The organism is Methylobacterium sp. J-048 (genome assembly GCF_022829515.1).
In the GTDB taxonomy this organism is placed as follows: Bacteria; Pseudomonadota; Alphaproteobacteria; order Rhizobiales; family Beijerinckiaceae; genus Methylobacterium.
This window is the reverse complement of record NZ_JAKSYL010000050.1, coordinates 23,508-45,797: the sequence shown is the minus strand read 5'-3', so window position 1 is coordinate 45,797 and position 22,290 is coordinate 23,508. Positions and strand designations below refer to the sequence as shown.

The 22,290-nt window shown below is 69.8% G+C and carries 20 protein-coding genes; 8 read left to right on the top strand and 12 right to left on the bottom strand.

Annotation, left to right across the window (positions count from 1 at the left end; translation table 11 throughout):
• Positions 1 to 69 precede the first annotated feature (69 nt).
• Complete coding sequence (locus MKL09_RS02315) at positions 70 to 1,254, top strand: MFS transporter (protein WP_313901164.1); 1,185 nt, start codon at positions 70 to 72, stop codon at positions 1,252 to 1,254.
• Here MKL09_RS02315 and lptB read toward each other — a convergent pair.
• The 11 genes from lptB to MKL09_RS02260 all read right to left on the bottom strand — a co-directional run bounded on the left by lptB (position 1,244) and on the right by MKL09_RS02260 (position 13,100).
• Entirely contained in the window at positions 1,244 to 2,104 is an 861-nt protein-coding gene (lptB, locus tag MKL09_RS02310; RefSeq protein ID WP_244017575.1) for an LPS export ABC transporter ATP-binding protein, read from the bottom strand. The two genes, MKL09_RS02315 and lptB, sit on opposite strands and share 11 nt — an antisense overlap.
• The gene (locus MKL09_RS02305; protein ID WP_244017572.1) at positions 2,101 to 2,799 is read right to left on the bottom strand and encodes an LptA/OstA family protein; all 699 of its coding nucleotides are present in this window, start codon (positions 2,797 to 2,799) and stop codon (positions 2,101 to 2,103) included. Before MKL09_RS02305 ends, lptB begins: the two co-directional genes overlap by 4 nt.
• Positions 2,796 to 3,515 carry an LPS export ABC transporter periplasmic protein LptC gene (gene lptC / locus MKL09_RS02300; protein WP_244017570.1) on the bottom strand — a complete coding sequence of 240 codons (720 nt, stop codon included), beginning with the start codon at positions 3,513 to 3,515 and terminating at the stop codon, positions 2,796 to 2,798. The genes MKL09_RS02305 and lptC overlap by 4 nt, the downstream gene beginning before the upstream one ends.
• A gap of 306 nt (positions 3,516 to 3,821) precedes the next feature.
• Positions 3,822 to 5,654: a molecular chaperone HtpG gene (htpG, locus tag MKL09_RS02295; RefSeq protein WP_244017568.1), complete on the bottom strand. Its 1,833-nt coding sequence runs from the start codon at positions 5,652 to 5,654 to the stop codon at positions 3,822 to 3,824.
• Between the two features lie 94 nt (positions 5,655 to 5,748).
• Positions 5,749 to 6,267: a DUF2442 domain-containing protein gene (locus tag MKL09_RS02290; RefSeq protein WP_244017566.1), complete on the bottom strand. Its 519-nt coding sequence runs from the start codon at positions 6,265 to 6,267 to the stop codon at positions 5,749 to 5,751.
• Positions 6,254 to 6,487: a DUF4160 domain-containing protein gene (locus MKL09_RS02285; protein ID WP_244017564.1), complete on the bottom strand. Its 234-nt coding sequence runs from the start codon at positions 6,485 to 6,487 to the stop codon at positions 6,254 to 6,256. Before MKL09_RS02285 ends, MKL09_RS02290 begins: the two co-directional genes overlap by 14 nt.
• 78 nt (positions 6,488 to 6,565) lie before the next feature.
• The gene (locus MKL09_RS02280) at positions 6,566 to 8,446 is read right to left on the bottom strand and encodes a potassium transporter Kup (RefSeq protein ID WP_244017604.1); all 1,881 of its coding nucleotides are present in this window, start codon (positions 8,444 to 8,446) and stop codon (positions 6,566 to 6,568) included.
• A gap of 280 nt (positions 8,447 to 8,726) precedes the next feature.
• Positions 8,727 to 9,599 (bottom strand): carboxylating nicotinate-nucleotide diphosphorylase, encoded by an 873-nt coding sequence (gene nadC, locus MKL09_RS02275; RefSeq protein WP_244017562.1) that lies wholly within the window; start codon positions 9,597 to 9,599, stop codon positions 8,727 to 8,729.
• Positions 9,596 to 11,119 (bottom strand): L-aspartate oxidase, encoded by a 1,524-nt coding sequence (locus tag MKL09_RS02270; RefSeq protein WP_244017560.1) that lies wholly within the window; start codon positions 11,117 to 11,119, stop codon positions 9,596 to 9,598. Before MKL09_RS02270 ends, nadC begins: the two co-directional genes overlap by 4 nt.
• Positions 11,120 to 11,121: 2 nt before the next feature.
• Entirely contained in the window at positions 11,122 to 12,132 is a 1,011-nt protein-coding gene (nadA, locus tag MKL09_RS02265; RefSeq protein WP_244017558.1) for a quinolinate synthase NadA, read from the bottom strand.
• A 137-nt stretch (positions 12,133 to 12,269) separates the two neighbouring features.
• Complete coding sequence (locus tag MKL09_RS02260) at positions 12,270 to 13,100, bottom strand: aldo/keto reductase (RefSeq protein ID WP_244017556.1); 831 nt, start codon at positions 13,098 to 13,100, stop codon at positions 12,270 to 12,272.
• Positions 13,101 to 13,304: 204 nt separating this feature from the next.
• On the opposite strand from MKL09_RS02260, the gene paoA reads away from it, so the two are divergent.
• From paoA to MKL09_RS02240, 4 genes are all read left to right on the top strand, one after another.
• On the top strand, positions 13,305 to 13,967 hold the full coding sequence (gene paoA / locus MKL09_RS02255; RefSeq protein ID WP_244017554.1) for an aldehyde dehydrogenase iron-sulfur subunit PaoA: 663 nt from the start codon (positions 13,305 to 13,307) through the stop codon (positions 13,965 to 13,967).
• Between the two features lie 10 nt (positions 13,968 to 13,977).
• The gene (locus MKL09_RS02250) at positions 13,978 to 14,952 is read left to right on the top strand and encodes an FAD binding domain-containing protein (RefSeq protein ID WP_244017552.1); all 975 of its coding nucleotides are present in this window, start codon (positions 13,978 to 13,980) and stop codon (positions 14,950 to 14,952) included.
• Between the two features lie 21 nt (positions 14,953 to 14,973).
• Positions 14,974 to 17,196 carry a xanthine dehydrogenase family protein molybdopterin-binding subunit gene (locus tag MKL09_RS02245; RefSeq protein ID WP_244017550.1) on the top strand — a complete coding sequence of 741 codons (2,223 nt, stop codon included), beginning with the start codon at positions 14,974 to 14,976 and terminating at the stop codon, positions 17,194 to 17,196.
• Positions 17,197 to 17,294: 98 nt separating this feature from the next.
• Positions 17,295 to 18,836 carry a class I adenylate-forming enzyme family protein gene (locus tag MKL09_RS02240; protein WP_244017548.1) on the top strand — a complete coding sequence of 514 codons (1,542 nt, stop codon included), beginning with the start codon at positions 17,295 to 17,297 and terminating at the stop codon, positions 18,834 to 18,836.
• A 199-nt stretch (positions 18,837 to 19,035) separates the two neighbouring features.
• Here the strand turns inward: MKL09_RS02240 and mgtE are convergent, their stop codons facing one another.
• The gene (mgtE, locus tag MKL09_RS02235) at positions 19,036 to 20,406 is read right to left on the bottom strand and encodes a magnesium transporter (protein WP_244017546.1); all 1,371 of its coding nucleotides are present in this window, start codon (positions 20,404 to 20,406) and stop codon (positions 19,036 to 19,038) included.
• 424 nt (positions 20,407 to 20,830) lie between these two features.
• Here mgtE and pqqA (MKL09_RS02230) point away from each other — a divergent pair, with 424 nt between their 5' ends.
• The 3 genes from pqqA (MKL09_RS02230) (at position 20,831) to MKL09_RS02220 (ending at position 22,283) form a co-directional block, all read left to right on the top strand.
• Positions 20,831 to 20,920, top strand: a complete 90-nt coding sequence (pqqA, locus tag MKL09_RS02230) for a pyrroloquinoline quinone precursor peptide PqqA (protein ID WP_007559223.1) — start codon at positions 20,831 to 20,833, stop codon at positions 20,918 to 20,920.
• Between the two features lie 79 nt (positions 20,921 to 20,999).
• Entirely contained in the window at positions 21,000 to 21,089 is a 90-nt protein-coding gene (pqqA, locus tag MKL09_RS02225) for a pyrroloquinoline quinone precursor peptide PqqA (protein WP_007559225.1), read from the top strand.
• A 195-nt stretch (positions 21,090 to 21,284) separates the two neighbouring features.
• Positions 21,285 to 22,283 carry an NAD(P)-dependent oxidoreductase gene (locus MKL09_RS02220; protein WP_313901163.1) on the top strand — a complete coding sequence of 333 codons (999 nt, stop codon included), beginning with the start codon at positions 21,285 to 21,287 and terminating at the stop codon, positions 22,281 to 22,283.
• The last annotated feature ends 7 nt before the right edge of the window (positions 22,284 to 22,290 follow it).

Genomic DNA, 22,290 nt, shown 5'->3' with positions numbered 1-22,290 from the left:
AGTGTCCTCTTTCAGGCTTGGCCCCACCCGGCCGCGGGAGACAATTCGACACCCATGCGCCCGGATCGCGTGCCCATCCGCGTCCTGATCGTCGTCGCCCTCGCCCAGATCGTCGGCTGGGGCAGCGTCAGCCTGACCTCCATCGTCGGCACGCGGATCGCGGCCGACCTCGGGGTGGACATCGCTGCGGTGTTTGCCGGCAATTCGGTTCATTACGGCGTGATGGGCCTGTGCGCTCCGTTCCTGGCCCGGGCGTTCGATCGATACGGCGCCCGGCGGGTGATGGTCGCCGGAAGCCTCGTGGCGGGTCCGGGCTTCGCCGTCCTGGCGGTCGCGCAGGGCTACGGCACTTATCTCGCCGGCTGGGTGATCCTCGGCGCGGCCGGGAGCGCAACGCTGACGACGGCTGCCAACATCCTGCTGACCGAGATGGTCGGACGGGCAGCCGGCCGGGCAATCGGAGCGATGATGCTCATGACCGGCCTGTCCAGCAGCCTGTTCTGGCCGACGACGGCGTTCCTGAGCGATGTCTTTGGATGGCGGGGCACATGCGGCGTCTATGCCGGGGCGATGTGGATCGTCTGCGTACCGCTCTACCTCTACGGCGTGCCGCTTTGGGCGACGGAGCCCGCCGCCCAACCCGCGAAAGACGCGGTCCCGGCCGAGCCGCCCCCGGAAACCGGCACCTTCGCGCTGATCGTCGTTGGCAGCGCGTTCAGCGCCTTCGTCGCCTTCGGCCTCAGCGCCATCATGGTCGAACTGCTGATCGTCGAGGGCTTGAGCCGGGCGGAGGCGATCGGCTACGGCTCCGCCCTCGGAGTGATCCAGATCAGCGCCCGAGCGATCAATTTTTTCGGCGGTGGGCGGCTGGACGGATTGACGACCGGCCTGATTGCGGCGTTCGCCGTGCTCACGGCGCTGCTGCTGCTCGCCGCGGGCGACGGCGGCCCCGTCGCGGCGGGGGCGTTCATCCTGCTCTACGGCCTCGGCAGCGGCGCCTTGGCGGTGGCGCGGGCGACGATCCCGCTCGTCTTCTTCGACCGGGCGACCTACGCCCGGGCGGCATCCCGGATCGCGCTACCGCTCAACCTGGCCTCGGCCGTGTCGCCGCCGGCCCTCGCGGCGGTGCTGACCCGGTTCGGCGGCGATGCGGTGCTCGTGCTCTCAGCCGGATGCATGGCGGCGGCCACGGTCGCGCTTCTGGTGCTGGCGCGCCGCCGTCCGCGCGCGCAGGCAATGACACTCAGAGCCTGAAATCCTCGCCCAGATACAGGCGCCGGGCATCCGGGTTCGCCACGATCTCCTCCGGGGTGCCCTCGGTGAGGATGCGGCCGGAATGGGCGATGTAGGCGCGGTCGATCAGGCCCAGGGTCTCGCGCACGTTGTGGTCGGTGATCAGCACGCCGATGCCGCGCTGCTTGAGGTGCTTCACCAGATCCTGGATGTCGCCCACCGCGATCGGGTCGATGCCCGCGAAGGGCTCGTCGAGCAGCATGAAGGTCGGCGAGGAGGCCAGCGCCCGGGCGATCTCGCAGCGCCGCCGCTCGCCGCCGGACAGCGCAATCGATGGGGATTTGCGAAGGCGCGCGATGTCGAACTCCTCCAGCAGCGAATCGAGCTTGCGCGCCCGCTCCTTGCGGTCGGGCTCGGCCACCTCCAGCACCGCGCGGATGTTGTCCTCGACGGTGAGCCCCCGAAAAATCGAGGCTTCCTGCGGCAGGTAGCCGATCCCGAGCCGCGCCCGCTGGTACATGGGCAGGTGGGTGATCGGCAGGCCGTCCAGGGTGATGTGGCCGCGGTCGGCCACCACCAGCCCGGTGATCATGTAGAAGATCGTGGTCTTGCCGGCGCCGTTGGGCCCGAGCAGCCCCACCGCCTCGCCGGTGCGGACCGTCAGCCCGGCCTCGTGCACGACGGTGCGGGCGCCGTAGCTCTTGCGCAGGCCGCGCACGCTGAGGATGCCGGGACCGCCGTCTTCCGCCGCCGCGATCTCATCCGCATCGGCGACAGGCGGGCTCGCGCGCCGGCCGAACAGGCGGCCGAGGAGCGTCGGGCGGCCCGCCGCGTCCTGCGGCTCCGCCCGGAACGCGACCGCGCCGCTCAATTGACCTGCGCCCGCGGCTTGACCGGGGGCTGCGTGCAGCCCTTCGGCTTGCCATCCTTGGCATCGCCCTTGTCGCCGGGCACGAACAGAGCCGAGACGCGCCCGCCCGCCACAGGGTCCATGTTCGCCCGGCCGGTGCCCATGTCGTAGACCAGCCGCTGGCCGCGGGTGACGTTCTGGCACTGGCTGAGCACGACGTTGCCGGTGAGCACGATGCGCTTGGCATCCTGGTCGAACACCGCATGGTCGCCGGTGGCGACCTGGTCCTTCTGGACCACCGTGACCGGGCCCGCGCAATCGACCTTCTGGATGCCGTTCTCGGCCGGATTTTTCGGGGCCGGGGCTTCGGAACCCGCATCCGCCGCCTTTGCGTCGGCCGGGGCATCCTTGCTGGCATAGTCCTTATTGGCGGAGTCCTTGCCGGCGCCGTCCTTGCCGCGCTTGTAGTAGACGGTCATGGTCGAGCAGCGGATCGTGCTCTCGCCCTGCACGGCCACGACATTGCCGACGAACACCGCCCGGTTCTCCCGGTCGAACACGTCGAGCCGGTCGGCGTCGATCTTGATCGGCTCCTTTCCGCCGCCGCCGATATTGCCGAACGGCGAATCTTTCTTGGCCGGCTTCTCGGCCAGAGCCGGGCCGGCCAGCGCGAGGCACGCCACGAACGCGGCGCAGACCATCCTGGCGGCGCTCATCGGCGGCCTTCCGCAGGCTCGGCGTTCGAGGTCAGGATGCGCGGGGGGGCCTTGTCGGACTGGTCGTCGTTCACGATCACGACGTGGACGTTGCCGATGAACGAGATCCGCTTGCCGTTCTCGACCACGTCGAGGGCGTTGGCGTTGACGGTGGCCCGCGGGGTCGAGACGGTGACCGGCTCCTGGGAGCTCACCGAACCGGTCTTGAACACCACGGCGGCCGAGCGCAGGCGCGCCTCCTCGCCCTTGTCGGTCCAGATCCGGATGTCGTCCTTCAGGTCGAGCGCCTCGCGGGCGGTGTCGAACAGGCCGGACGCGGCCGAGAGCCGGGCGATGCCGCCCTGGTCGTCGGTGGCGAGATGTCCGCGCATCCGCTCCAGCTCGATCAGGCTCGGCTTGCGCACGTCCTGCAGGGCGGCGTCGGCCGTCACCTCGTAGCCGCGGTTGCCCTGGCGGAAGCCCGCCAGACGGGGGCTCTCCATGCGCACCTTGGTGCCGGCCAGGGTCACCGGGCCGACCGAGACGCCGGGCAGGCTCGCCGCGAAGGGATTGAACAGATAGGCGAGCAGCAGGGCCACGGAGCCGCCCGCTGCCACCGGGATGAACCGGCGCATCGCCCGCACGCGGCCGCTGTGGCGGTACGCCCGGGCGTGAGCCCGCGTGCGCGCCGCCGCGACCGCCTGTCCGTTGCCGGCTTGAGCCTCGACCGGGTTCATGCAGCGTCCGTGAGGCGCGTAACCCGCGCGCGAGAGGAATCGGTCTAGACGCCTGCGGCCCCCACCGCGCCCGCGCCTCCGACCGGGGGATGCCCCCGACCGGTGGCGAAGTTATGGCTCGCCCGTTTCCGAATGATCAACCGAACTTGGAAACTTTCGACGCGGATATGCGTGAGCACACACCCGGCTGTGTCAGCAACGTCGACGCGAAGAGCCGGGCTGTGCGGATCGCGCCCGCCTTTCCGAGCGAAGCCGAGCCCGCGCGAATCGGGCCCGGCTTCGATCCTCGAGGGCGAAGCGCTCGCGTCAGGCGCCGCGTGCCGCCGCCAGGGCCGCGGCGATCGTGCGGGCGAAGGCCGCCGGGTCGCGCGGGCTGTCGCCGTCCTGGATGCGGGCGAGGTCGAGCAGAGTGCCGGCCTCCTTCGGGATCTCCGATTCGGGCGCAGCGGCGAGCGCCTGGATCAACGGGTGACGCGGGTTGATCTCCAGGACCGGCTGCGCGGCACCGCCGCGGCCGGCGCGGCGCATCAGTCGCTGCATCTGCAGGTCGGGGCCGGCGGTGCCGGCCGAGAGCACCACGGCCGAATCGACCAGCCGGTCGGTGGTGCGCACGTCGGAGACCTCGGCGCCGAGCGCCGCCTTCACGGCGGCCACGAAGGCGTCGATGCCCTCCGGCGCCTCCGGCTGCTCACCCTCGGGGGCGAACTTGGAGAGGTCGAGGCCGCCCTTGGTGATCGACTTGAGCGGCTTCTCCTCGAAGCTGCCGAGCTGGTCGGGCCAGAAGGCGTCGACGTGGTCGGAGAGCAGCAGCACCTCCAGGCCCCGTGCCTTGAAGCCTTCGAGCTGCGGCGAGGATTTCAGCGCCTCGGCATCGTCGGCGACGAGGTAGTAGATCGCGTCCTGGCCGTCCTTCATGCGGGACACGTAGTCCGGCAGCGAGGTCCAGCCCTCCACGGCCGAGGAGCGGAAGCGCAGCAGCGGTGCGATCTCGCCGCGGCGCTCGAAATCCTCGTAGATGCCTTCCTTGAGCACCGCGCCGAAATTGTCCCAGAAGGTCTGGTAGCTCTCGGCATCCTTCGCCCGCGTGGTCAGCTCGGAGACGACGCGGCCAGTCACCGCGCGGCGGATCCTGGCGAGCGCCGGCGTCGATTGCAGCATTTCGCGGGAGACGTTGAGGGGCAGATCCTCGGTGTCAACGACGCCCTGGACGAAGCGCAGCCACGGCGGCAGCAGCTCGGCCTCGTCGGTGATGAACATCCGGCGGACATGCAGGCGGACCTTGCTCTGCCGGTCGTTCTCGAGCGCCTGGAACGGCTTCGCGCCGGGCACGAACAGCAGCGCGGAGAATTCGAGCTGGCCTTCGGCGCGCCAGTGCAGCGTCGCCCAGGGCTTGTCGAAGTTCATGCCGATGGCGTGGTAGAACGCCTCGTACTTCTCCTCGGTCACCTCGGATTTGGGCTTGCGCCAGAGCGCGGTGCCCTGGTTGGCCGATTCGTCCTTGCCGTCCCGCGCGATGGCGATCGGCACGGTGATGAAGTCGGCCCATTTCCGCACGAGGTGATCGAGCCGGTAGGGCTCGAGATACTCGTCCGCATCCGCCTTGAGGTGCAGCACGATGTCGGTGCCGGGCTCGGCCCGGGTGGCAGGCTCCAGGGTGTAGCTGCCCTGGCCTTCCGAGGCCCAGGTCCAGGCCTCGTCGCTGCCGGCCCGGCGCGACGTGACCGTGACCCGGTCGGCGACCATGAAGGCCGAATAGAACCCGACGCCGAACTGGCCGATCAGGCTCGGGCGATCCTCGGCCTTGGCCGAATCCAGCGTCTGCGAGAAGGCCCGCGTGCCGGACCGGGCGATCGTGCCGAGATTGGACGCCAGATCCTCCTTGGTCATGCCGATGCCGGCATCCGAGACGGTCAGGGTGCGCGCCTCCTTGTCTGGCACGATCCGGACCTTGGCGTCCGGCGGCAGGGCGCTCGCCGCCGAGGTCAGCGCCTCGAACCGGCGCCGGTCCATGGCGTCGGCGGCGTTGGCGACGAGTTCGCGCAGGAAGATCTCGCGGTCGGAATAGAGCGCGTGCACGACGAGATCGAGGAGCCGACCCACCTCCGCCCCGAACTCGTGCCGCTCAATCGTCTCGCTCACAGGGAATGCCTCCGCGTAGGGGAAAATGCGGGGCCGATATGTCGGCTTGGCCGGCGGTTTTCAATGAGGCTGCGGAGCGGAAGCGTGCTCGCCCTCAGGCGGCACTGACTGAGGCGTGTCCGGCGACGTCACCGGGCATCGGCGGCCCGAGCATGCGGTCCAGCTGACGGCATGCGAGGGCGATGTAGCGTGGGATCTCGCGATCCTTGGCGAAGTAGGCCACCCGGCGGCGGGCGATGCCGAGTTGGGCCGCCGCCGCGTCGAGGGTCAGGCGGTTGCGCCGGAGAAAATCCGCGAACTCCGCGTTGGTCATCGAAGCCGCGGCGAGATCCTCGATCGTCTCGGCCCCGATATCGAGGTCTTCATCGCCGTCCCACACGATCGAGCCACCCCAGGGGCCGAGTCGTACGGCTCCGAACGGGATCGCTCCATCCCGCAACGGCCGGAACACTTTGTAGGTAAAGATCACCGGCGCGAGATCGACCCTGTCCGTCCGGCCGATCCGGTCGCCGGCGGCCCAGGTGACCGCCACATCAAAGGCACCGCCCGCCGGTGCGACGCTGGACAGCTTCGGCAACGCCCGCCCAACGGTGACGATGTCATCCGCGCTCATTCAGTCGCCTCCATTCGACCATCAGCGCCTCGGCGCGAACCGACGCCCACTCCACCACCAAGGCCAAGGCCTTGCGGCTGTACGTCCCCTCGATCACCTGCAGCGTGCGGATGTCGACGACGGCGTGAAAGTCAGGACCGATCATGTGGAAGTGCGGCGGGCTATGATCCCGCGACCGCACCTCGATCCGGAAGCCATCGAAGCGGTGGAAGGTCGGCACGTTGGGCCCGAAGCTCAACCAATCAGTTGAAAATAGTGCATGTCATGCACTTAATCAACGTGAGGCCGCGCTTCGCGGCTAGATCTCGATCTCGGTCCCCACTTCCACGATCTGCCGGGTCGGCAGGCAGAAATGGGCGCCGGTGCGCTCGGCGTTGCGCTTCATGAAGGCGAACAGGCCCTGGCGCCACAGGGCCATGCCGGGCTTCTTCGACGGGATGACCACCTCGTGGCCGACGAAGAAGGTCAGGTCCTCCAGGTATTCCGGCGGCAGCAGGCCGCTCTTCACCGCGCATTGCAGGCCCTCGGGAATCGAGGCGGTCTGCATGAAGCCGTAGCGCAGGACAACGCGCTCCATCCCGGGGGTGTATTTCGAGATCGCCTTGCGGATGCCCTGGGCGACCAGGGTGACCTGCGCGCGCTCCGCGGCGGGGATCACCGGCGCTTCCTCGTAGAGCACGGTGATCAGCAGGATGCGCTCGTGCAGGCAGCGGCTGCGCTCCACCAGCCGGCCCAAGGCCATCGGGATGCCCTCGGTGGCGGCGGTGAGGAAGGCTGCGGTGCCGGGCAGGGTTACGGGCGGATGCGACGCCAGGCGGGCCAGGAAGGTCGCCTCGGGCTGGCGCATGGTCTCGCGCACCGCTTCGAGGACGTGGTTGCCCTTCATCCAGGTCAGCATCAGGAACGCGACCGCGGCGGCGAGCACCAGGGGAAACCAGCCGCCCTCGAACAACTTCACGCTGTTGGCCGCGAAGAACAGGGCGTCGATGGCGAGGAAGAAACCGTTGACCGCTACGACCAGGATCGGGTTGTAGCCCCAGCGGAGCGCGATCAGCGCGGCGAGCAGGGTGGTGATGCCCATCAGCGCCGAGACCGCGATCCCGTAGGCGCCGGCCAGCGCGTCGGACGAGCCGAACACCACCACGGCGGTGAGGGTCCCCGCGGCGAGCAGCCAATTCACCGCCGGCACGTAGATCTGGCCGCGCTCGTCCTGATCGGTATGGACCACACGCATCAACGGCATGAAGCCGAGCTGGATCGATTGCTGGGTCAGGGAATACACCCCCGAGATCACCGCCTGCGAGGCGATGACGGTGGCCATCGTGGCGAGCGCCACCAGCGGATAATGCGCCCATTCGGGGGCCAGCAGGTAGAACGGGTTCTCGATCGCGCTCGGATCGGCGATCAGCAGGGCACCCTGACCGCAATAATGGATCAGCAGCGCCGGCAGCACGAGGCCGAACCAGGCCGCGCGGATGGCCGGGGCGCCGAAATGGCCGAGATCGGCATACATCGCCTCGCCGCCGGTCACCGCCAGGAAGGCCGCGCCCAGCATCATGAAGCTCACGTGCCAGCCGGCATGGGCCAGAAACTCCACCGCCCGCCACGGATTGGCCGCCCCCAGGATTTCGGGCGCGCGCAGGATGCTCGGGATCGCCAGCAGGACGAGGACCAGGAACCAGACCAGCATCACCGGGCCAAACACCCGGCCGATCACCGCCACGCCCTTGTGCTGAATGGCAAACAGCGCGACCAGGATCGCCAGGGTGAGCGGCACCACGAACGGCGTCAGCACCGGCGCGTCGACCTTCAGCCCCTCGATGGCCGAGAGCACCGAGATCGCCGGGGTGATCGCGCCGTCACCGTAGAGCAGGGCCGCGCCGACCAGGCCGACCACCAGCAGCACGGCCTTCCAGGTCCCCGGCTGCGCCTGCCGGGCGCCGAGCAGCGCCAGCATGGCGACGATGCCGCCCTCCCCCCGGTTGTCGGCGCGCAGGATCAGCACCGCGTATTTCAGCGACACGATCAGGATCAGCGACCACAGGATCAGCGACACCGCCCCGAGCGCCGCCGCCGGCACTGCGGCGCCCCCGGAGGCGGCCGCCTTCACGGCTTCCTTGAAGGCGTAGAGCGGGCTGGTGCCGATATCGCCGTAGACGACGCCGAGCGCCCCCAGCATCAGCGCCGGCCCAGGCCCGTGCCGGACGGCGCCGGGTTTTCGCGCCACCGGCGCGGCGGGCAGAGCGACCGGCGGGGCAGCCGCGGGACTGAAGGCTTGGCGCACGGGCGTATCCAGTCGATGGCGTCGCTGTCGTGCGCGACCTTAGCAAGCCGGATGCGATGCGGAAGACTTAAACCCTCTTCGCCGCGAGCACGGCGAAGACTTGTCACCCGAACGTGATGACAATGGAATGAAGACTGTCGTTCCCTCTCCGCGCGCGGAGAGGGAATCTTGTGGATCAGGCCGCGTCCAGCCCCAGGTCGATGATCGCCGCCGAGTGGGTAATCCAGCCGCAGGAGATCAGGTCGACGCCCGAGGCCGCCACCGCGCCCACGGTCTCGCGGGTGATCCGGCCGGAGGCTTCCGAGAGGGCGCGGCCGTCGATCATCGCCACGGCGCGGGTCAGCAGGTCGGGGCCCATATTGTCGAGGAGGACGGCGTCGACCCCGATCGAGAGGGCTTCCTCCAGTTGCTCCAGGCTGTCGACCTCGCACTCGATCTTGACCAAGTGGCCGGCCCGGGCGCGGGCGCGCTCGATCGCCGGCACGATTCCGCCGGCGACCGCCACGTGGTTGTCCTTGATCAGCACCGCGTCGTCGAGGCCGAAGCGGTGGTTCGAGCCGCCGCCGGCCCGGACCGCGTGCTTCTCTAGGGCGCGCAGGCCCGGAGTCGTCTTGCGGGTGCAGACGATCGAGGCCTTGCCGTGCGGGCGCGCCGCCTCGACCAGGCCGTTCGTCGCCGTGGCGACGCCCGACATCCGGCAGAGTAGGTTCAGGGCGACGCGCTCGGCGGTGAGGATCGCCCGCGCCGGCCCTTCGAGGTGCAGGACCACGTCGCCGGGCACCACGCGGGCGCCGTCGCCGCGCTCGACCGTCACAGTCACGGCCGGGTCGATGAGCGCGAAGGCGATCGCGGCCGCATCGGTGCCGGAGATCACCCCGGCCTGCCGGGAGGCGATCACGCCGCGCATCCGCTCACCCGGGGGCACGATGGCATCGGTGGTGATGTCGCCGGCCCGGCCGAGATCCTCGACCAGGGCGGCGCGCACGATCGGCTCGACCAAGAGCCGCGGCAGGGGCAGGATATCGTCCGACAGGACCGATGGCGTCATGGCGTCAGCTCCGTCCCTGCAGTGATGATCTCGCGGCGCTCGGCCTTCAGCGCGGCGAGCGTCGTCTCGGTGTGCGCCGCCGGGGCCATATGCGGACAATCGCTGCGCCAATGGGCACCACGGCTCTCCTGGCGGGACAGCGCCCCCCGGGCGATCATCAGCGCCACCAGGGCGGCGTCGCAGTGTTCCGCGCGGGGCTCGAGGACCGAAACCGCCTCGGCGAGGCCGGCGGCGTCGCGCACGACGCCGACCTTGGCCTCCATCAGCCGGCGGATCGACGGCAACTCCGCGACCGACCGGGGCGCCGCCGTCTCGGGGACGATCGCGCCCGGGAGCGGCGCGTCGAGGGCGTCGGCGATGAAGCCGGCATAGGCCAGCCCCTCCAGCAGGGAATTGCTGGCGAGCCGGTTGGCGCCGTGCAGGCCGGTGGAGGAGACCTCGCCGCAGGCATAGAGGCCCGGCACCGAGGTGGCGCCGTGGGCGTCCACCTTCACGCCGCCCATGTGGTAGTGCGCCGCCGGGCGGACCGGGATCGGCTGCACGGCCGGGTCGATGCCGGCGGCGGCGCACAGGCCCGCCACCGTGGGGAAGCGCTTCGGCATCGCGGCCCCGAGGGCGCCGCGGGTGTCGAGATAGACGATGCGGCCGCGCTGGAGCGCCTGGAAGATGCCCCGGGCGACCACGTCGCGGGGCGCGAGGTCGCCTCCGGTAATCCCTGCCATGACCGCCGCGCCGGTCTCGTCGATCAGCCGGGCGCCCTCCCCGCGGAGCGCTTCGGTGGCCAGCGGCATCGGGTCGGCGCCGGCCGCGATGGCGGTCGGGTGGAACTGCACGAACTCCATGTCGCGCATCACGGCCCCGGCCCGGGCGGCGAGCGCCAGGCCGCCGCCGATGGCGCCGGGTGGGTTGGTGGTTGCCGCATAGAGGGCGCCGACGCCGCCAGTGGCCAGAACCACCGCTCGGGCCGGAATGCGGAAACGGGCGCCGTCGCGCTCGGCGACGATGCCGGCCACCGCGCCGTTTGTGTCCCGCAGCAGGTCGCAGGCGCGGGCCTCGACGACTTCCACCGAGGGCGCGGACAGGACTGCCCGCACCAGCCCTTCGAGGACCCGGGCGCCGGTGGCGTCGCCGCCGGAGCGGACGATGCGGCGGCGACCGTGGGCCGCCTCCAGGCCGAGCGCCAGGGCGCCGTCCTCGGCGCGGTCGAACGGGACGCCGATCCGCACTAGCCAGTCGATCAGCCCCGGACCCGCCTGAGCGACCCGAAGCGCCACGTCGGGCTCGGTCAGCCCGGCGCCGGCGGCCTCGGTGTCGGCGGCGTGGAGCGACGCCGCGTCGTCGGCGCCCACGGAGGCGGCGATGCCGCCCTGGGCCCAGCCGGTGGCGGTGCCGAGCCCGAGGGCCGAGGCGGTGATCAGCGTCACCGGGCGGGGCGCGAGCCGCAGCGCGACGCTGAGGCCGGCGACGCCACCGCCGACCACGACGACGCGGTCGGCCATGTTGGGAGAGACGGCGTTCATGGCTAGCGCACCAGCAGCATGCGTTCGACCGCCGCCCGGGCGCGGTCGGCGAGCGCCGGATCGACCGTGACCTCGTGGGTCATCGTCTCCAGGGCGCGGCGGATGTTCTTCAGGCTCATTCGCTTCATGTGCGGGCACATGTTGCAGGGCTTGATGAACTCGATGTCCGGGTTCGCCGCCGCGATGTTGTCGGCCATGGAGCACTCGGTCACCAGCACGACCTGGCTCGGGCGCTTCTGGAGCACGAAATCCATCATCATCGCGGTCGAGCCGGAGAAGTCCGATTCGGCGACCACGTCCGGCGGGCATTCCGGGTGCGCGATCACGGTGACGCCGGGGTAGCTGTCGCGCACGTCGCGGATGTCGCCCGGCGTGAAGCGCTCGTGCACCTCGCAATGGCCCGCCCAGGTCAAGATCTCGATCTCGGGGATCTCGGCCTGGACGTTCTGCGCCAGGAACTCGTCCGGGATCATCAGGACCCTCGGGGCGTTCAGCGACTTCACCACCGCGACGGCGTTGCCGCTCGTGCAGCACAGGTCCGACTCGGCCTTCACGGCGGCCGACGTGTTCACGTAGGTCACGATCGGCACGCCCGGATACTTCGCCCGCAGGCCGCGCACGTCGGCCGCCGTGATCGAATCGGCCAGCGAGCAGCCCGCACCCATATCGGGGATCAGCACGGTCTTCCCCGGGTTCAGGAGCTTGGCGGTCTCGGCCATGAAGTGGACGCCGGCCAGCACGATCACGTCGGCGTCGACGGTCACCGCCTCGCGCGCCAGCGCCAGGCTGTCGCCGACGATGTCGGCCACCGTGTGGAAAATCTCCGGCGCCTGGTAGTTGTGCGCCAGGATCACGGCGTTGCGCTCGCGCTTCAGCCGCAGGATCGCCTCGATGTCGGGGGCGAGCGCCGGCCACTCGATCGCGGGAACGTGGCGGCTGACACGGGCGTAGAGATCCGGCAGCGGCAAGCCCGGAACCGACGTGCGAGAGACGGGTGATACGGTCGCCGTCATGGCGTCCTCCATTATGCTCAGTTTGAGCATTGTGCCGTCTAACTTATGGGCGCCGGACCTGTCTGTCTAGATATGCTAGCCTTGAGCATAAATCTTTTGCGACGCGGTGTTATGCTGCGCCGCCGAAGGCCGTCCGCTCAGCAGAAGGTCGCGGGATCCGGCCCGATCCGCCCGTCCGGTCGATCCAGGGCGGCGATCTGCGCGATCTCGGCGTCGTTGAGCGTAAAGTCGAAAACGGAAACATTCTCGACGATGCGCTCCGGCCGGGCGGTTTTGGGGATCGCTACGCAGCCGATCTGCACCTGCCAGTGCAGCACCACCTGGGCCGGGCTCTTTCCGTGCGCCTGGGCAATGGCGACGATCACCGGATCGTTCAGCTCCTTGCCCTGACCCAGCGGGCTCCAGGATTCGGTCACGATGCCGTGACGGGCATCGTCGGCTCGCGGCCCCGTCCGCTGGAAATGCGGGTGCAGCTCGATCTGGTTCACGGCGGGGGTGACGCCTGTCTCGCCGATCAGCGTGGCGATGTGCTCCGGCGTAAAATTCGAGACGCCGATCGACTTCGCGCGGCCCTCGTTGCGGAGCTCGATCATCGTCCGCCAGCTCTCCACGAACAGGTGCCGCTGCGGGCACGGCCAATGGATCAGGTAGAGGTCCACGTAATCCTGGCCGAGGCGCTTCAGACTCTCGTCGAAGGCCTGCCGCGTTGCGTCGCGACCCTGCCGGTCGTTCCAGAGCTTGGTGGTGAGGAACACGTCCTCGCGCGGCACCTGCGCGTCTCGGATGCCGCGTCCGACGCCCGCCTCGTTGCCATAGGCGGCGGCGGTGTCGATCAGGCGGTAACCGGCCTTGAGCGCGTGGCCCACGAGGTCCGGCGCCTGCGCATCCGAGAGCTGCCAGCAGCCGAACCCGATCTGCGGAATGCGGCGCCCGTCATTGAGGGGCAGGGTCGGGACGGGGACGGCCATACTGAGAACTCCGGAGGGCGTGTTCCGACCGCTTCACCTGGATCGGGCCGGCCGATCGACCAGGGTCGGCTGGCGCGGAGCCGGGGTGCAGCCGCGATGAACGGGCGCAGTCTGGACCGGATCTAATCGGCAGATGGTGGAGTTGGGACATTGAATTCCAGGCTGCGCCGCGCCGTGAGCGTCGCGCATGGGCGGGATAGCAGCATGACAGACGAGACTCCGATCAAGCCTTACGCCAAGCCGTTCGCCCTGACGCGCCGCGCCGTGGTCGAAGGCTGTGCTGCGGCGGGTGCGTTGGGCACCCTCGGCTTCCGGCCGGCCCCCGCAGCCGCGGCGCCCGGCGATCCCGCTCCGCAGACCATGCCGGTGCGTCTCACGATCAACGGCCAGCCGCGCGACCTCGTTATCGATACCCGCACGACCCTGCTCGACGCCCTGCGCGAGAATCTTGCGCTCACCGGTACCAAGAAGGGCTGCGATCATGGGCAGTGCGGCGCCTGCACGGTGCTGGTCGATGGCAGGCGCATCAATTCCTGCCTGACGCTGGCGGCGATGCACGAGGGCGACGCCATCACGACGATCGAGGGGCTGGCCTCCGGGGACCAGCTCCACCCGATGCAGGCAGCCTTCATCGCGCATGACGGCTTCCAGTGCGGCTACTGCACGCCCGGCCAGATCTGCTCGTCGGTGGGCATGCTGAGCGAGGCCAAGGCCGGATGGCCGAGCCACGTCACCGAGGACATCGCATCGACCCCGAGCCTCAGCGACGCCGAGATCCGCGAGCGGATGAGCGGCAACATCTGTCGCTGCAGCGCCTACCCGAACATTGTCGCGGCGATCCGCGATACCGCCGCCAGCAACATCTGAGGGGGCGGACATGAAGGCTTTCACCTACGAGCGTCCGGCCACGGTGCAGGATGCAGCCAAGCTCGCGGCCGAGCGGTCGAACGCGAAGTTCATCGCCGGCGGCACCAACCTGCTCGACCTGATGAAGCTCCAAATCGAGACCCCGGCGACGCTGATCGACGTCAACCGGCTGCCCCTCGACAAGGTCGAGGCCACGCAGGACGGCGGCCTGCGCATTGGCGCGCTGGTGCGCAATTCCGATCTCGCCGCCGACCCGCGGGTGCGCAAGGATTACGCGGTTTTGGCGAAGGCGCTGCTCGCCGGCGCCTCGGGCCAGCTGCGCAACAAGGCGACCACCGCCGGCAACCTGCTCCAGCGGACGCGCTGCTACTATTTCTATGACACCGCGATGCCCTGCAACAAGCGCGAGCCCGGCTCGGGCTGCTCGGCGATCGGCGGGTTCAACCGGATCATGGCGGTGCTCGGGACGAGCGAGGCCTGCATCGCCACCAACCCGTCCGACATGAACGTCGCGATGCGGGCGCTCGACGCCACCGTCGAGACCATGGATCCGGCCGGGCAGGCGCGCAGCATCCCGATCGCCGACTTCCACCGGCTGCCCGGCGACACGCCGCAGATCGAGACCGACCTGCGCAAGGGCGAGATCATTACCGCGGTGACGCTGCCGAAGCCGGTGGCCGGCCAGCACATCTACCGCAAGGTCCGCGATCGGGCGTCCTACGCCTTCGCGACGGTGTCGGTGGCCGCGGTGATCGCCGGCGCCGAGGGCGGCAAGCCGACCACGGCACGGCTCGCCTTCGGCGGCCTGGCGCACAAGCCCTGGCGCGTGGCCGAGGCCGAGGAAGCGCTGATGCGGACCGGCTCGGCCGATGCCGCCGCAGACGTGGTGCTCAAGGGCGCCCGCGGCTACGGCGCCAACGACTTCAAGATCCTGCTGACGCGGCGGACCCTGCGCGCCGTCATGGCGCAGGCGACCCGCGCGTAAGATCCAGCAAGGACCAATCCCATGGAGATGAACCAGCCGATCGGCCGGACGCCCCTCGACGACCGTCCCGACGGTCTCGTCGGCAAGCCGCTGGACCGGGTCGATGGACCGCTCAAGGTCACCGGGCACGCCCCCTACGCCTACGAGACCAAGGCTTTGAAGAACCCGGCCTACGGGTTCATCGTGCCGGCCTCCATCGCGGCCGGCACGATCCAGGCGATCGACGCCGAGGCCGCCCGCCGGGCGCCGGGGACGATCCTTGTGCTCACCCACGAGAACGTGCCCGAGCAGGGCGAGAAGAAGGAGCAGGTCTGGCCGCAGCTTCAGGGCCAGGAGGTCAAGTTCTACGGGCAGCCGGTGGCCTTCGTGGTCGCCGAGACCTTCGAGCAGGCCCGGGCCGCCGCGATGCTAGTCAAGGTCCGCTACGACGCAGCCAAGCCCGAGGCCCTTCTCAAGGACAACATGGACGCGGCTTACGAACCGAAGCCGATCAATTCGCCTCCGGATTCCAAGCTCGGCGACTTCGACGCGGCCTTCTCGGCGGCTCCGGTGAAGCTAGAGGTCGAGTACACGACGCCGCCGCAGATCCACGCCCAGATGGAGCCGCACGCCACGATCGCCTCCTGGGAGGGCGACGGAGTGGTCCTGTACACCGCCAACCAGATGCCGAATCGCGGCCAGAAGGCGTTGGGCTCCGTGCTCAAGCTTGCGCCCGAGAAGGTGCGGATCGTCAGCCCCTATATCGGCGGCGGCTTCGGGGCGAAGCTGCAGGTCCAGCCCGAGGCGACCCTGGCAATCCTCGCCTCCAAGGTGATCGGCCGGCCCGTGAAGGTCGCGCTAACCCGCCAGCAGGAATTCCACGTCGCGACCCACCGCACTGACACGATCCAGCGAATCCGGCTCGGGGCCGACAAGGACGGGAAACTCGCGGCGATCAGCCACGAATCCTGGTCGGACACCGCCGAGGGAGACGGCTTCTTCGAGACCTCGGCCAACGTCACCCGCTCGCTCTACGCGGCGCAGAATCGGGTCACGCGCCACCGGCTCGTCAACCTGAACATGCCGATCGCGTCGTCGATGCGCGCGCCGGGCGAGGCCGTGGGCCAGCTCGCTTTTGAGTGCGCCATGGACGAACTGGCCGAGCACCTGAAAATCGATCCGATCGAGCTGCGGGTGCGCAATGAGCCCGCCGAGGATCCCGAGAAGAAGGTGCCGTTCTCCACCCGCCAGCTGGTGCCCTGCATGCGCGAAGGCGCCCGCCTGTTCGGCTGGGACAAGCGCCAGGCTGCCGGCAGCCGGCGCGAGGGCAACTGGCTCGTCGGCATGGGCATGTCGGCCGCCGCCCGGCTCAACCCGCTGATGCCGTCCTCCGCCAAGGTGCGGCTCGGGCCGGACGGGGTCCTAGTGGTCCGTATGGCCATGACCGATCCCGGCACCGGCACCTACACGATCCTCACCCAGATCGCCGGCGAGATGCTGGGCCTGCCGCCCGAGCGGGTGCGGGTCGAGATGGGCGACACCGACTTCCCGTTTGCGGCGGGCTCCGGCGGTTCGTTCGGCGCCGGGTCGTCGGGCTCGGCACTCTACGTGGCCTGCGACAACCTTCGGCAGGCGCTGCTGAAGGCCGGTGACCTCAACCCGGAGGGCGCGACCTTCCGGGATGGCGCGGTGACGTCGGGCAACCGCACGGAATCGCTCAAGGACTTGGCCGGGACGGGCCTGGAAGCCTCCGGCGAGATCAAGCCCGGCGAGATGAAGCAGAAGTTCTCGCAGTACTCTTACGGCGCCCATTTCGCCGAGGTCGGCGTCGACGCCGACACCGGCGAGATCAGGCTTCGGAGAATGCTGGGCGTCTTCACCGGCGGCCGGATCCTCAACGCGAAGACGGCGCGGAGCCAGGCGATCGGCGGCATGACCTTCGGCGTCGGCGCCGCGCTGATGGAGGATGCGGTGGTCGATTCGCGCTACAGCTTCTTCGTCAATCACGACATGGCCGAGTACCATGTGCCGGTTCATGCCGACATTCCGGTGATAGAGGCGGTGTTCCTGCCCGAACTCGACGACAAGTCGAACCCGTTGAAAAGCAAGGGCCTCGGCGAGCTCGGCATCTGTGGCGCAGGGGCGTCTCTCGCCAACGCGATCCACAACGCCACCGGCATCCGGATCCGGGAGTACCCAATGACCCTCGACAAGGTGCTCAAGGGTTTCGAGGAGCAGGAGGGCCAGGCCCAGCGCCGGACCTGATATTGTTGGCCGCATCGGCGCTCGTTCCCACCCACGGTTGACGGGCGGCGTGCCGATGCGGGACACCCGGGCAAAACCCTGATCCGGGGGGATGCCCTTTGCCCGACGCCACGCAGCCCGAACATCGCCATCCGCCGGCCCGCTTCAACGCAGCCCGATACTGCCTGGCCGAGAACGCGCGATTGCGCCCCGACAAGGCCGCCCTGGTGCTGGTCGGCGACGGCACCGCGAGCCGGCTCAGCTTCGCCGAGGCCGACCGGGCGGTGCGCAGCATCGCGGCGGGCCTGCTCGGGCTCGGCCTCAAGCCCGGCGACCGGGTGATGATCCGGATGGGCAACGAGGCCGATTACGTCCTGGTCTATTTCGGCGCCCTGGCGGCGGGCCTCGTGGCCCTGCCGTCGTCGCCGCAGCTGACCGAGGGCGAGGCGGCGTTCCTGATGGAGAATTCCGGCGCGGCGGCCATCGTGGTCGGCGGCGGCTGCACGGTCCCGCCCGAGGCCCTCGGCGACCGGCTCCTGCTCGATGCCGCCGCTGTCGCCGCCCTGAAGGCCGGCCCGCCACTCCCCGACTACGCCGACACCGCCGCCGACGACCCGGCGATGCTGATCTACACCTCCGGCACCACCAGCCGGCCCAAGGGCGTGCTGCACGCCCACCGGGCCGCTTACGGCCGCTGGCCGATGGTGGAACACTGGATCGGGCTCAGCGAATCCGACGTGATGCTGCATGCCGGCACCATGAACTGGACCTACACGCTGGGCGTCGGCCTGAGCGACCCCTGGTCGGTGGGCGCCACCGCGGTGCTCTACAACGGTCCCCGCGACCCGACGGTCTGGCCGCGCCTGATCGCCGAATACGGTGCCACCCTGTTCGCCGCGGTCCCGACCCTCTATCGCCAGATCCTCAAATACGGCGCCCTCGAAAGCCACGACCTGTCGAGCCTGCGCCACGGCTGCACCGCGGGCGAGCCCCTGTCGGTGGAGCTGCTCGAGGCCTGGACCCGGGCCACGGGCAAGCCGCTCTATGAGGCACTCGGCATGAGCGAGATCTCCACCTACATCTCCAGCGGCCCGACCATCCCGGTCCGCCCAGGCTCCCCGGGCCGCCCCCAGCCCGGGCGGCGTGTGGCGATCCTGCCGGTCGAGGGGCCGCCCGAGCCACTGCCCGCCGGCGAGACTGGGCTGCTCGCCGTCCACCGCTCCGAGCCGGCGCTGATGCTCGGCTACTGGAACCGCCCCGACGAAGAAGCCGAGGTGATGCGCGGCGACTGGTTCGTCGGTGGCGACCTCGCCCGGCTCGATGCCGACGGCTACGTCTGGTTCGAGGGCCGCAACAACGACCTGATGAAGGCGATGGGCTACCGGGTCTCTCCGAACGAGGTCGAGGTCGTGCTCTCCGCCCACCCGTCCGTGGCGGAGGTCGGGGTCGCCGAACTGCCGGTGCGGGCCGACGTCTCGGTCATCTGCGGCTTCGTGGTGCTCCAGCCCGGCGCCGAGCCCGACGCGGCGGACCTGCTCACTTGGTGCGAGAGCCGCCTCGCCGCCTACAAGCGCCCGCGGGAGATCCGCTTTCTCGACGCCCTGCCCCGGACCGCCAACGGCAAGGTGCAGCGCAAGCGGTTGGTCGAGGCGGTGGGGTGAAGTTTTTGGATGGGGCGGCATCGTCCCGTCGCCGCAGAGGCTATGGCCTTCGCACATCTCAGAATGAGGCGCGGGTTCCCCTCGCCCCGCTTGCGGGGAGGGGCCCGCACGGACCTCGTCATCCGTGCGAGAAGCGGAGGCGCAGCCGAAGCGGCGGTGAGGGTGCGGTTCCGGAAAAGGCTCGTCCTGAGCCGCCCCTCTACAGCAGCGTCCCCCGCAGGATCAGCAAGGCCACCGAGAAATAAATCACCAGCCCGGTGACATCGACCAGGGTCGCCACGAACGGGGCCGAGGCGGTGGCGGGGTCGAAGCCGATGCGCTGGAGGATGAACGGCAGCATCGAGCCGGTCAGGGAGCCGAACATCACGATGCCGACGAGCGCCGCGCCCACCGTGGCGGCCACCAGCGGCCAGTGCTCGCCGTAATCGTAGAGGCCGAGCTTCTGCCAGGCCACGATCCGGATCACCGCGATCACGCCGAGGATGCTGCCCAGCACGAGGCCGGTCGGCAATTCGCGCAGCGCCACCCGCCACCAATCCCCGAGCCGGATCTGGTGCAGGGCGAGCGCCCGGATCAGCAGCGAGGTCGCCTGCGATCCCGAATTGCCGCCCGAGCTCATGATCAGCGGGATGAACAGGGTCAGGACGATCGCCTTCTCCAACTCGCCCTCGAAGCCCTGCATGGCCGAGGCGGTGAGCATCTCCGAGAGGAACAGTGCGCACAGCCAGCCGGCGCGCTTCCGGATCATCGTGAAGAAGCCGATATCCATGTAGGGCTCAGGCAGCGCCTCCATGCCGCCGAAGCGCTGCACGTCCTGGGTCTGCTTCTCGACCATGGCGTCGATCATGTCGTCCACCGTCACGATGCCGATGACGTGGCCGACAGCGTCGACCACCGGCAGCGCCAGCAGGTCGTATTTCGAGATCAGCCGGGCGGCCTCCTCGCGGCTCGCCGTGGGCGAGACCGCCAGCGGCCGCCGCCCCGGGGCGACGCTGAGGACGTTGTCGTTCGGGTCGCCCGAGATCAGCCGGCGCAGGGGCACGGCCTTGGTGAGCGCCCGGGTCCGCGGATCGAGCACGAAGATCGCGTAGATGGTCTCGCGGGTCTTCTCGACGTGGCGGATGTGCTCCAGGGTCTGTCCCACCGTCCAGGTGCCCGGCACGGTGACGAACTCGGTGGTCATCAGCGAGCCGACCGTCTCCTCGCCGTAGGCCGAGAGCCGGTCGACGGCGCCGCGGGTCTCGGCATCGAGGCGGGCGCGCAGGTCGGAGCGGCCGGGCTCCTCGATCTCGCGGAACACGTCGGTGACCCGGTCGGCCGACATGCCGGACAGGTAGCCGGCCACCCGGTCCCGTGGCAGCATCTCGATGATGTCGGCGGCGCAGTCGAGTTCCGGCTGATCGAGCACCTCGACCGCCCGCTCCATCGGCAGGCCGAGGATGATCGCCGCAGCGACCTCGGGGGCCTCCTCGTTCAGGGCCTCGACGATGTCGGGGGCGCGCTCGTCCGACAGGCGCGCGGCCAGCACGGACGGGTCGACGCGCGCGTCGATGGGGGCGATCTCGTTCATGGCCTCGCCTCTCGGGTTACGAGACGGCGCGCCGCCGGTCTTGCTGGCTCTCAGGGCCGCGACCGGTGAACCACGCCGCGCACCCCGCGGCCGGGCCTCTCAGCGGCTCAGGCGGGATGACGGCGCGTCGCCGGGCACGGCAGGCACGATCGGTCTGGCACGTCGCTTCGCTGGTCGATGCTGAAAGGGAGCGCGGCGTCCCCCGGATGGCGACCCGCGCGGCTGCCTCGTGCCCCTGCGGGAAAAATCCGTCAAGCCGAAACCTGCACCTATCCTGGGCTGTCTCGCGACCGCGGCGCGCCGTGGCCGGGACGCAGCGCGCGGGCCCGACTGCGTCCCTATGAGAAATATAAGTGTTGTGCTCGCTTGTATTGCGCCCAAGATATTGCCTATATGGTCCTCAGCAACAACGAGGAGAAACGCCATGGCTTGGTCTGCCCCGATCGTGTCCGAGATCTGCGTCGGCATGGAAGTCACCAGCTACGAGTCGGCCGAGATCGACACCTTCAACTAAGTCGACCCCACCCCGGCTCGTGCATCGAGCCGGGGATCTAAGTCGTCATCGTCCCAATATTTATCTTTTGGAGGAAAACATGGCCTGGTCCGCTCCCGTCGTTTCCGAGATCTGCGTCGGCATGGAAGTCACGAGCTACGAGTCGGCTGAGATCGACACGTTCAACTGAGACGTCCATCCACCGGATGGTTTCGGGCGCCGCTTCACACGAAGCGGCGCTTTTTTTGTGCGCGTCGTCCGGGCGGACGACCTTGATCACCGGTTCAGGATCGGATTTCCTCGCTCCGATCCGATCCCGGACGATCGCTGACGGCGGAGGCCGCGTCGGGTCCATCCTCACGTCTCGGCGATCCCCGAAGCGGGAATGCCGGTCCCCAAGGGTCGGGCCATGCACGTCCTGCTCACCGGCACCTCCGGCTGGCTCGGCCGGTTCCTCGCTCCCCGCCTGCGGGCCCTCGGCCATCGCGTGACCGGCCTCGACCTGGCCCCCGGGCCCGAGACCGACCTGGTCGGCTCGGTGGCTGATCACGGCATCGTCAGCCGGGCGTTCGACCGGGGCATCGAGGCGGTGATCCATGCCGGCGCCCTGCACAAGCCCGACATCGCGCGCTACCCGGCGCAGGCCTTCATCGACTGCAACGTCACGGGGACGCTGAATCTCCTCGAGGCCGCGGTCGCGGCCGGCAACGACCGGTTCGTGTTCACCTCCACGACCTCGCTGATGATCAGCCAGGCGATCCGCGACGAGGCCGGCGACGCGGCGATCTGGCTGGACGAGACCAGCGGCCCTCTGGCGCCACGCAACATCTACGGGGTGACCAAGCTCGCCGCCGAGGGCCTGTGCCGGCTCGCCGCCGCCGAGCGCGGGCTGGCCTGCGTGGTCCTGCGCACCGCCCGGTTTTTTCCTGAGGAGGACGACACGCACCGGGTGCCGTCCGGCGAGAACCTCAAGGCCAACGAGTTCCTGAACCGGCGCCTGACCGTCGAGGACGCGGCGGAGGGGCACGTCGCGGCGCTGATGCGGGCGCCCGAGATCGGCTTCGGCCTGTTCATCCTGTCCGCGCCGCCGCCCTTCGACCGTGCCGAGGCCCGGGATCTGAAGCGGGACGCGGCGGCGGTCATCGCGCGCCACTTCCCCGATGCCGCCGACCTCTATGCCCGACGCGGCTGGACGCTGCCCGCCAGCATCGGCCGGGTCTACGATTCGCGCCGCGCCGAGACAGCGCTCGGCTTCCGCTGCCGGACCGGCTTCGCCGACATCCTGGACGCCCTGCGGGACGGGCGCCCCCTGCCCTTCGCGCACGACCCGACTTACGTGTCGCCGAAGGAGACCGGATACGGCGGGCCGGTCTTCGGTCCCTGAGGCCCCC

Excerpts from the sequence above, each read along its gene's own strand:
- pqqA (WP_007559225.1), top strand. The coding sequence starts at position 21,000 with ATGGCCTGGTCCGCTCCCGTCGTTTCCGAGATCTGCGTCGGCATGGAA.
- pqqA (WP_007559223.1), top strand. The coding sequence starts at position 20,831 with ATGGCTTGGTCTGCCCCGATCGTGTCCGAGATCTGCGTCGGCATGGAA.
- MKL09_RS02260 (WP_244017556.1), bottom strand. The coding sequence starts at position 13,100 with ATGGCCGTCCCCGTCCCGACCCTGCCCCTCAATGACGGGCGCCGCATT.
- nadA (WP_244017558.1), bottom strand. The coding sequence starts at position 12,132 with ATGACGGCGACCGTATCACCCGTCTCTCGCACGTCGGTTCCGGGCTTG.
- MKL09_RS02250 (WP_244017552.1), top strand. The coding sequence starts at position 13,978 with ATGAAGGCTTTCACCTACGAGCGTCCGGCCACGGTGCAGGATGCAGCC.
- MKL09_RS02290 (WP_244017566.1), bottom strand. The coding sequence starts at position 6,267 with ATGAGCGCGGATGACATCGTCACCGTTGGGCGGGCGTTGCCGAAGCTG.
- MKL09_RS02220 (WP_313901163.1), top strand. The coding sequence starts at position 21,285 with ATGCCGGTCCCCAAGGGTCGGGCCATGCACGTCCTGCTCACCGGCACC.
- lptC (WP_244017570.1), bottom strand. The coding sequence starts at position 3,515 with ATGAACCCGGTCGAGGCTCAAGCCGGCAACGGACAGGCGGTCGCGGCG.
- MKL09_RS02270 (WP_244017560.1), bottom strand. The coding sequence starts at position 11,119 with ATGAACGCCGTCTCTCCCAACATGGCCGACCGCGTCGTCGTGGTCGGC.
- MKL09_RS02245 (WP_244017550.1), top strand. The coding sequence starts at position 14,974 with ATGGAGATGAACCAGCCGATCGGCCGGACGCCCCTCGACGACCGTCCC.
- mgtE (WP_244017546.1), bottom strand. The coding sequence starts at position 20,406 with ATGAACGAGATCGCCCCCATCGACGCGCGCGTCGACCCGTCCGTGCTG.
- MKL09_RS02305 (WP_244017572.1), bottom strand. The coding sequence starts at position 2,799 with ATGAGCGCCGCCAGGATGGTCTGCGCCGCGTTCGTGGCGTGCCTCGCG.
- paoA (WP_244017554.1), top strand. The coding sequence starts at position 13,305 with ATGACAGACGAGACTCCGATCAAGCCTTACGCCAAGCCGTTCGCCCTG.
- MKL09_RS02280 (WP_244017604.1), bottom strand. The coding sequence starts at position 8,446 with ATGCTGGGGGCGCTCGGCGTCGTCTACGGCGATATCGGCACCAGCCCG.
- nadC (WP_244017562.1), bottom strand. The coding sequence starts at position 9,599 with ATGACGCCATCGGTCCTGTCGGACGATATCCTGCCCCTGCCGCGGCTC.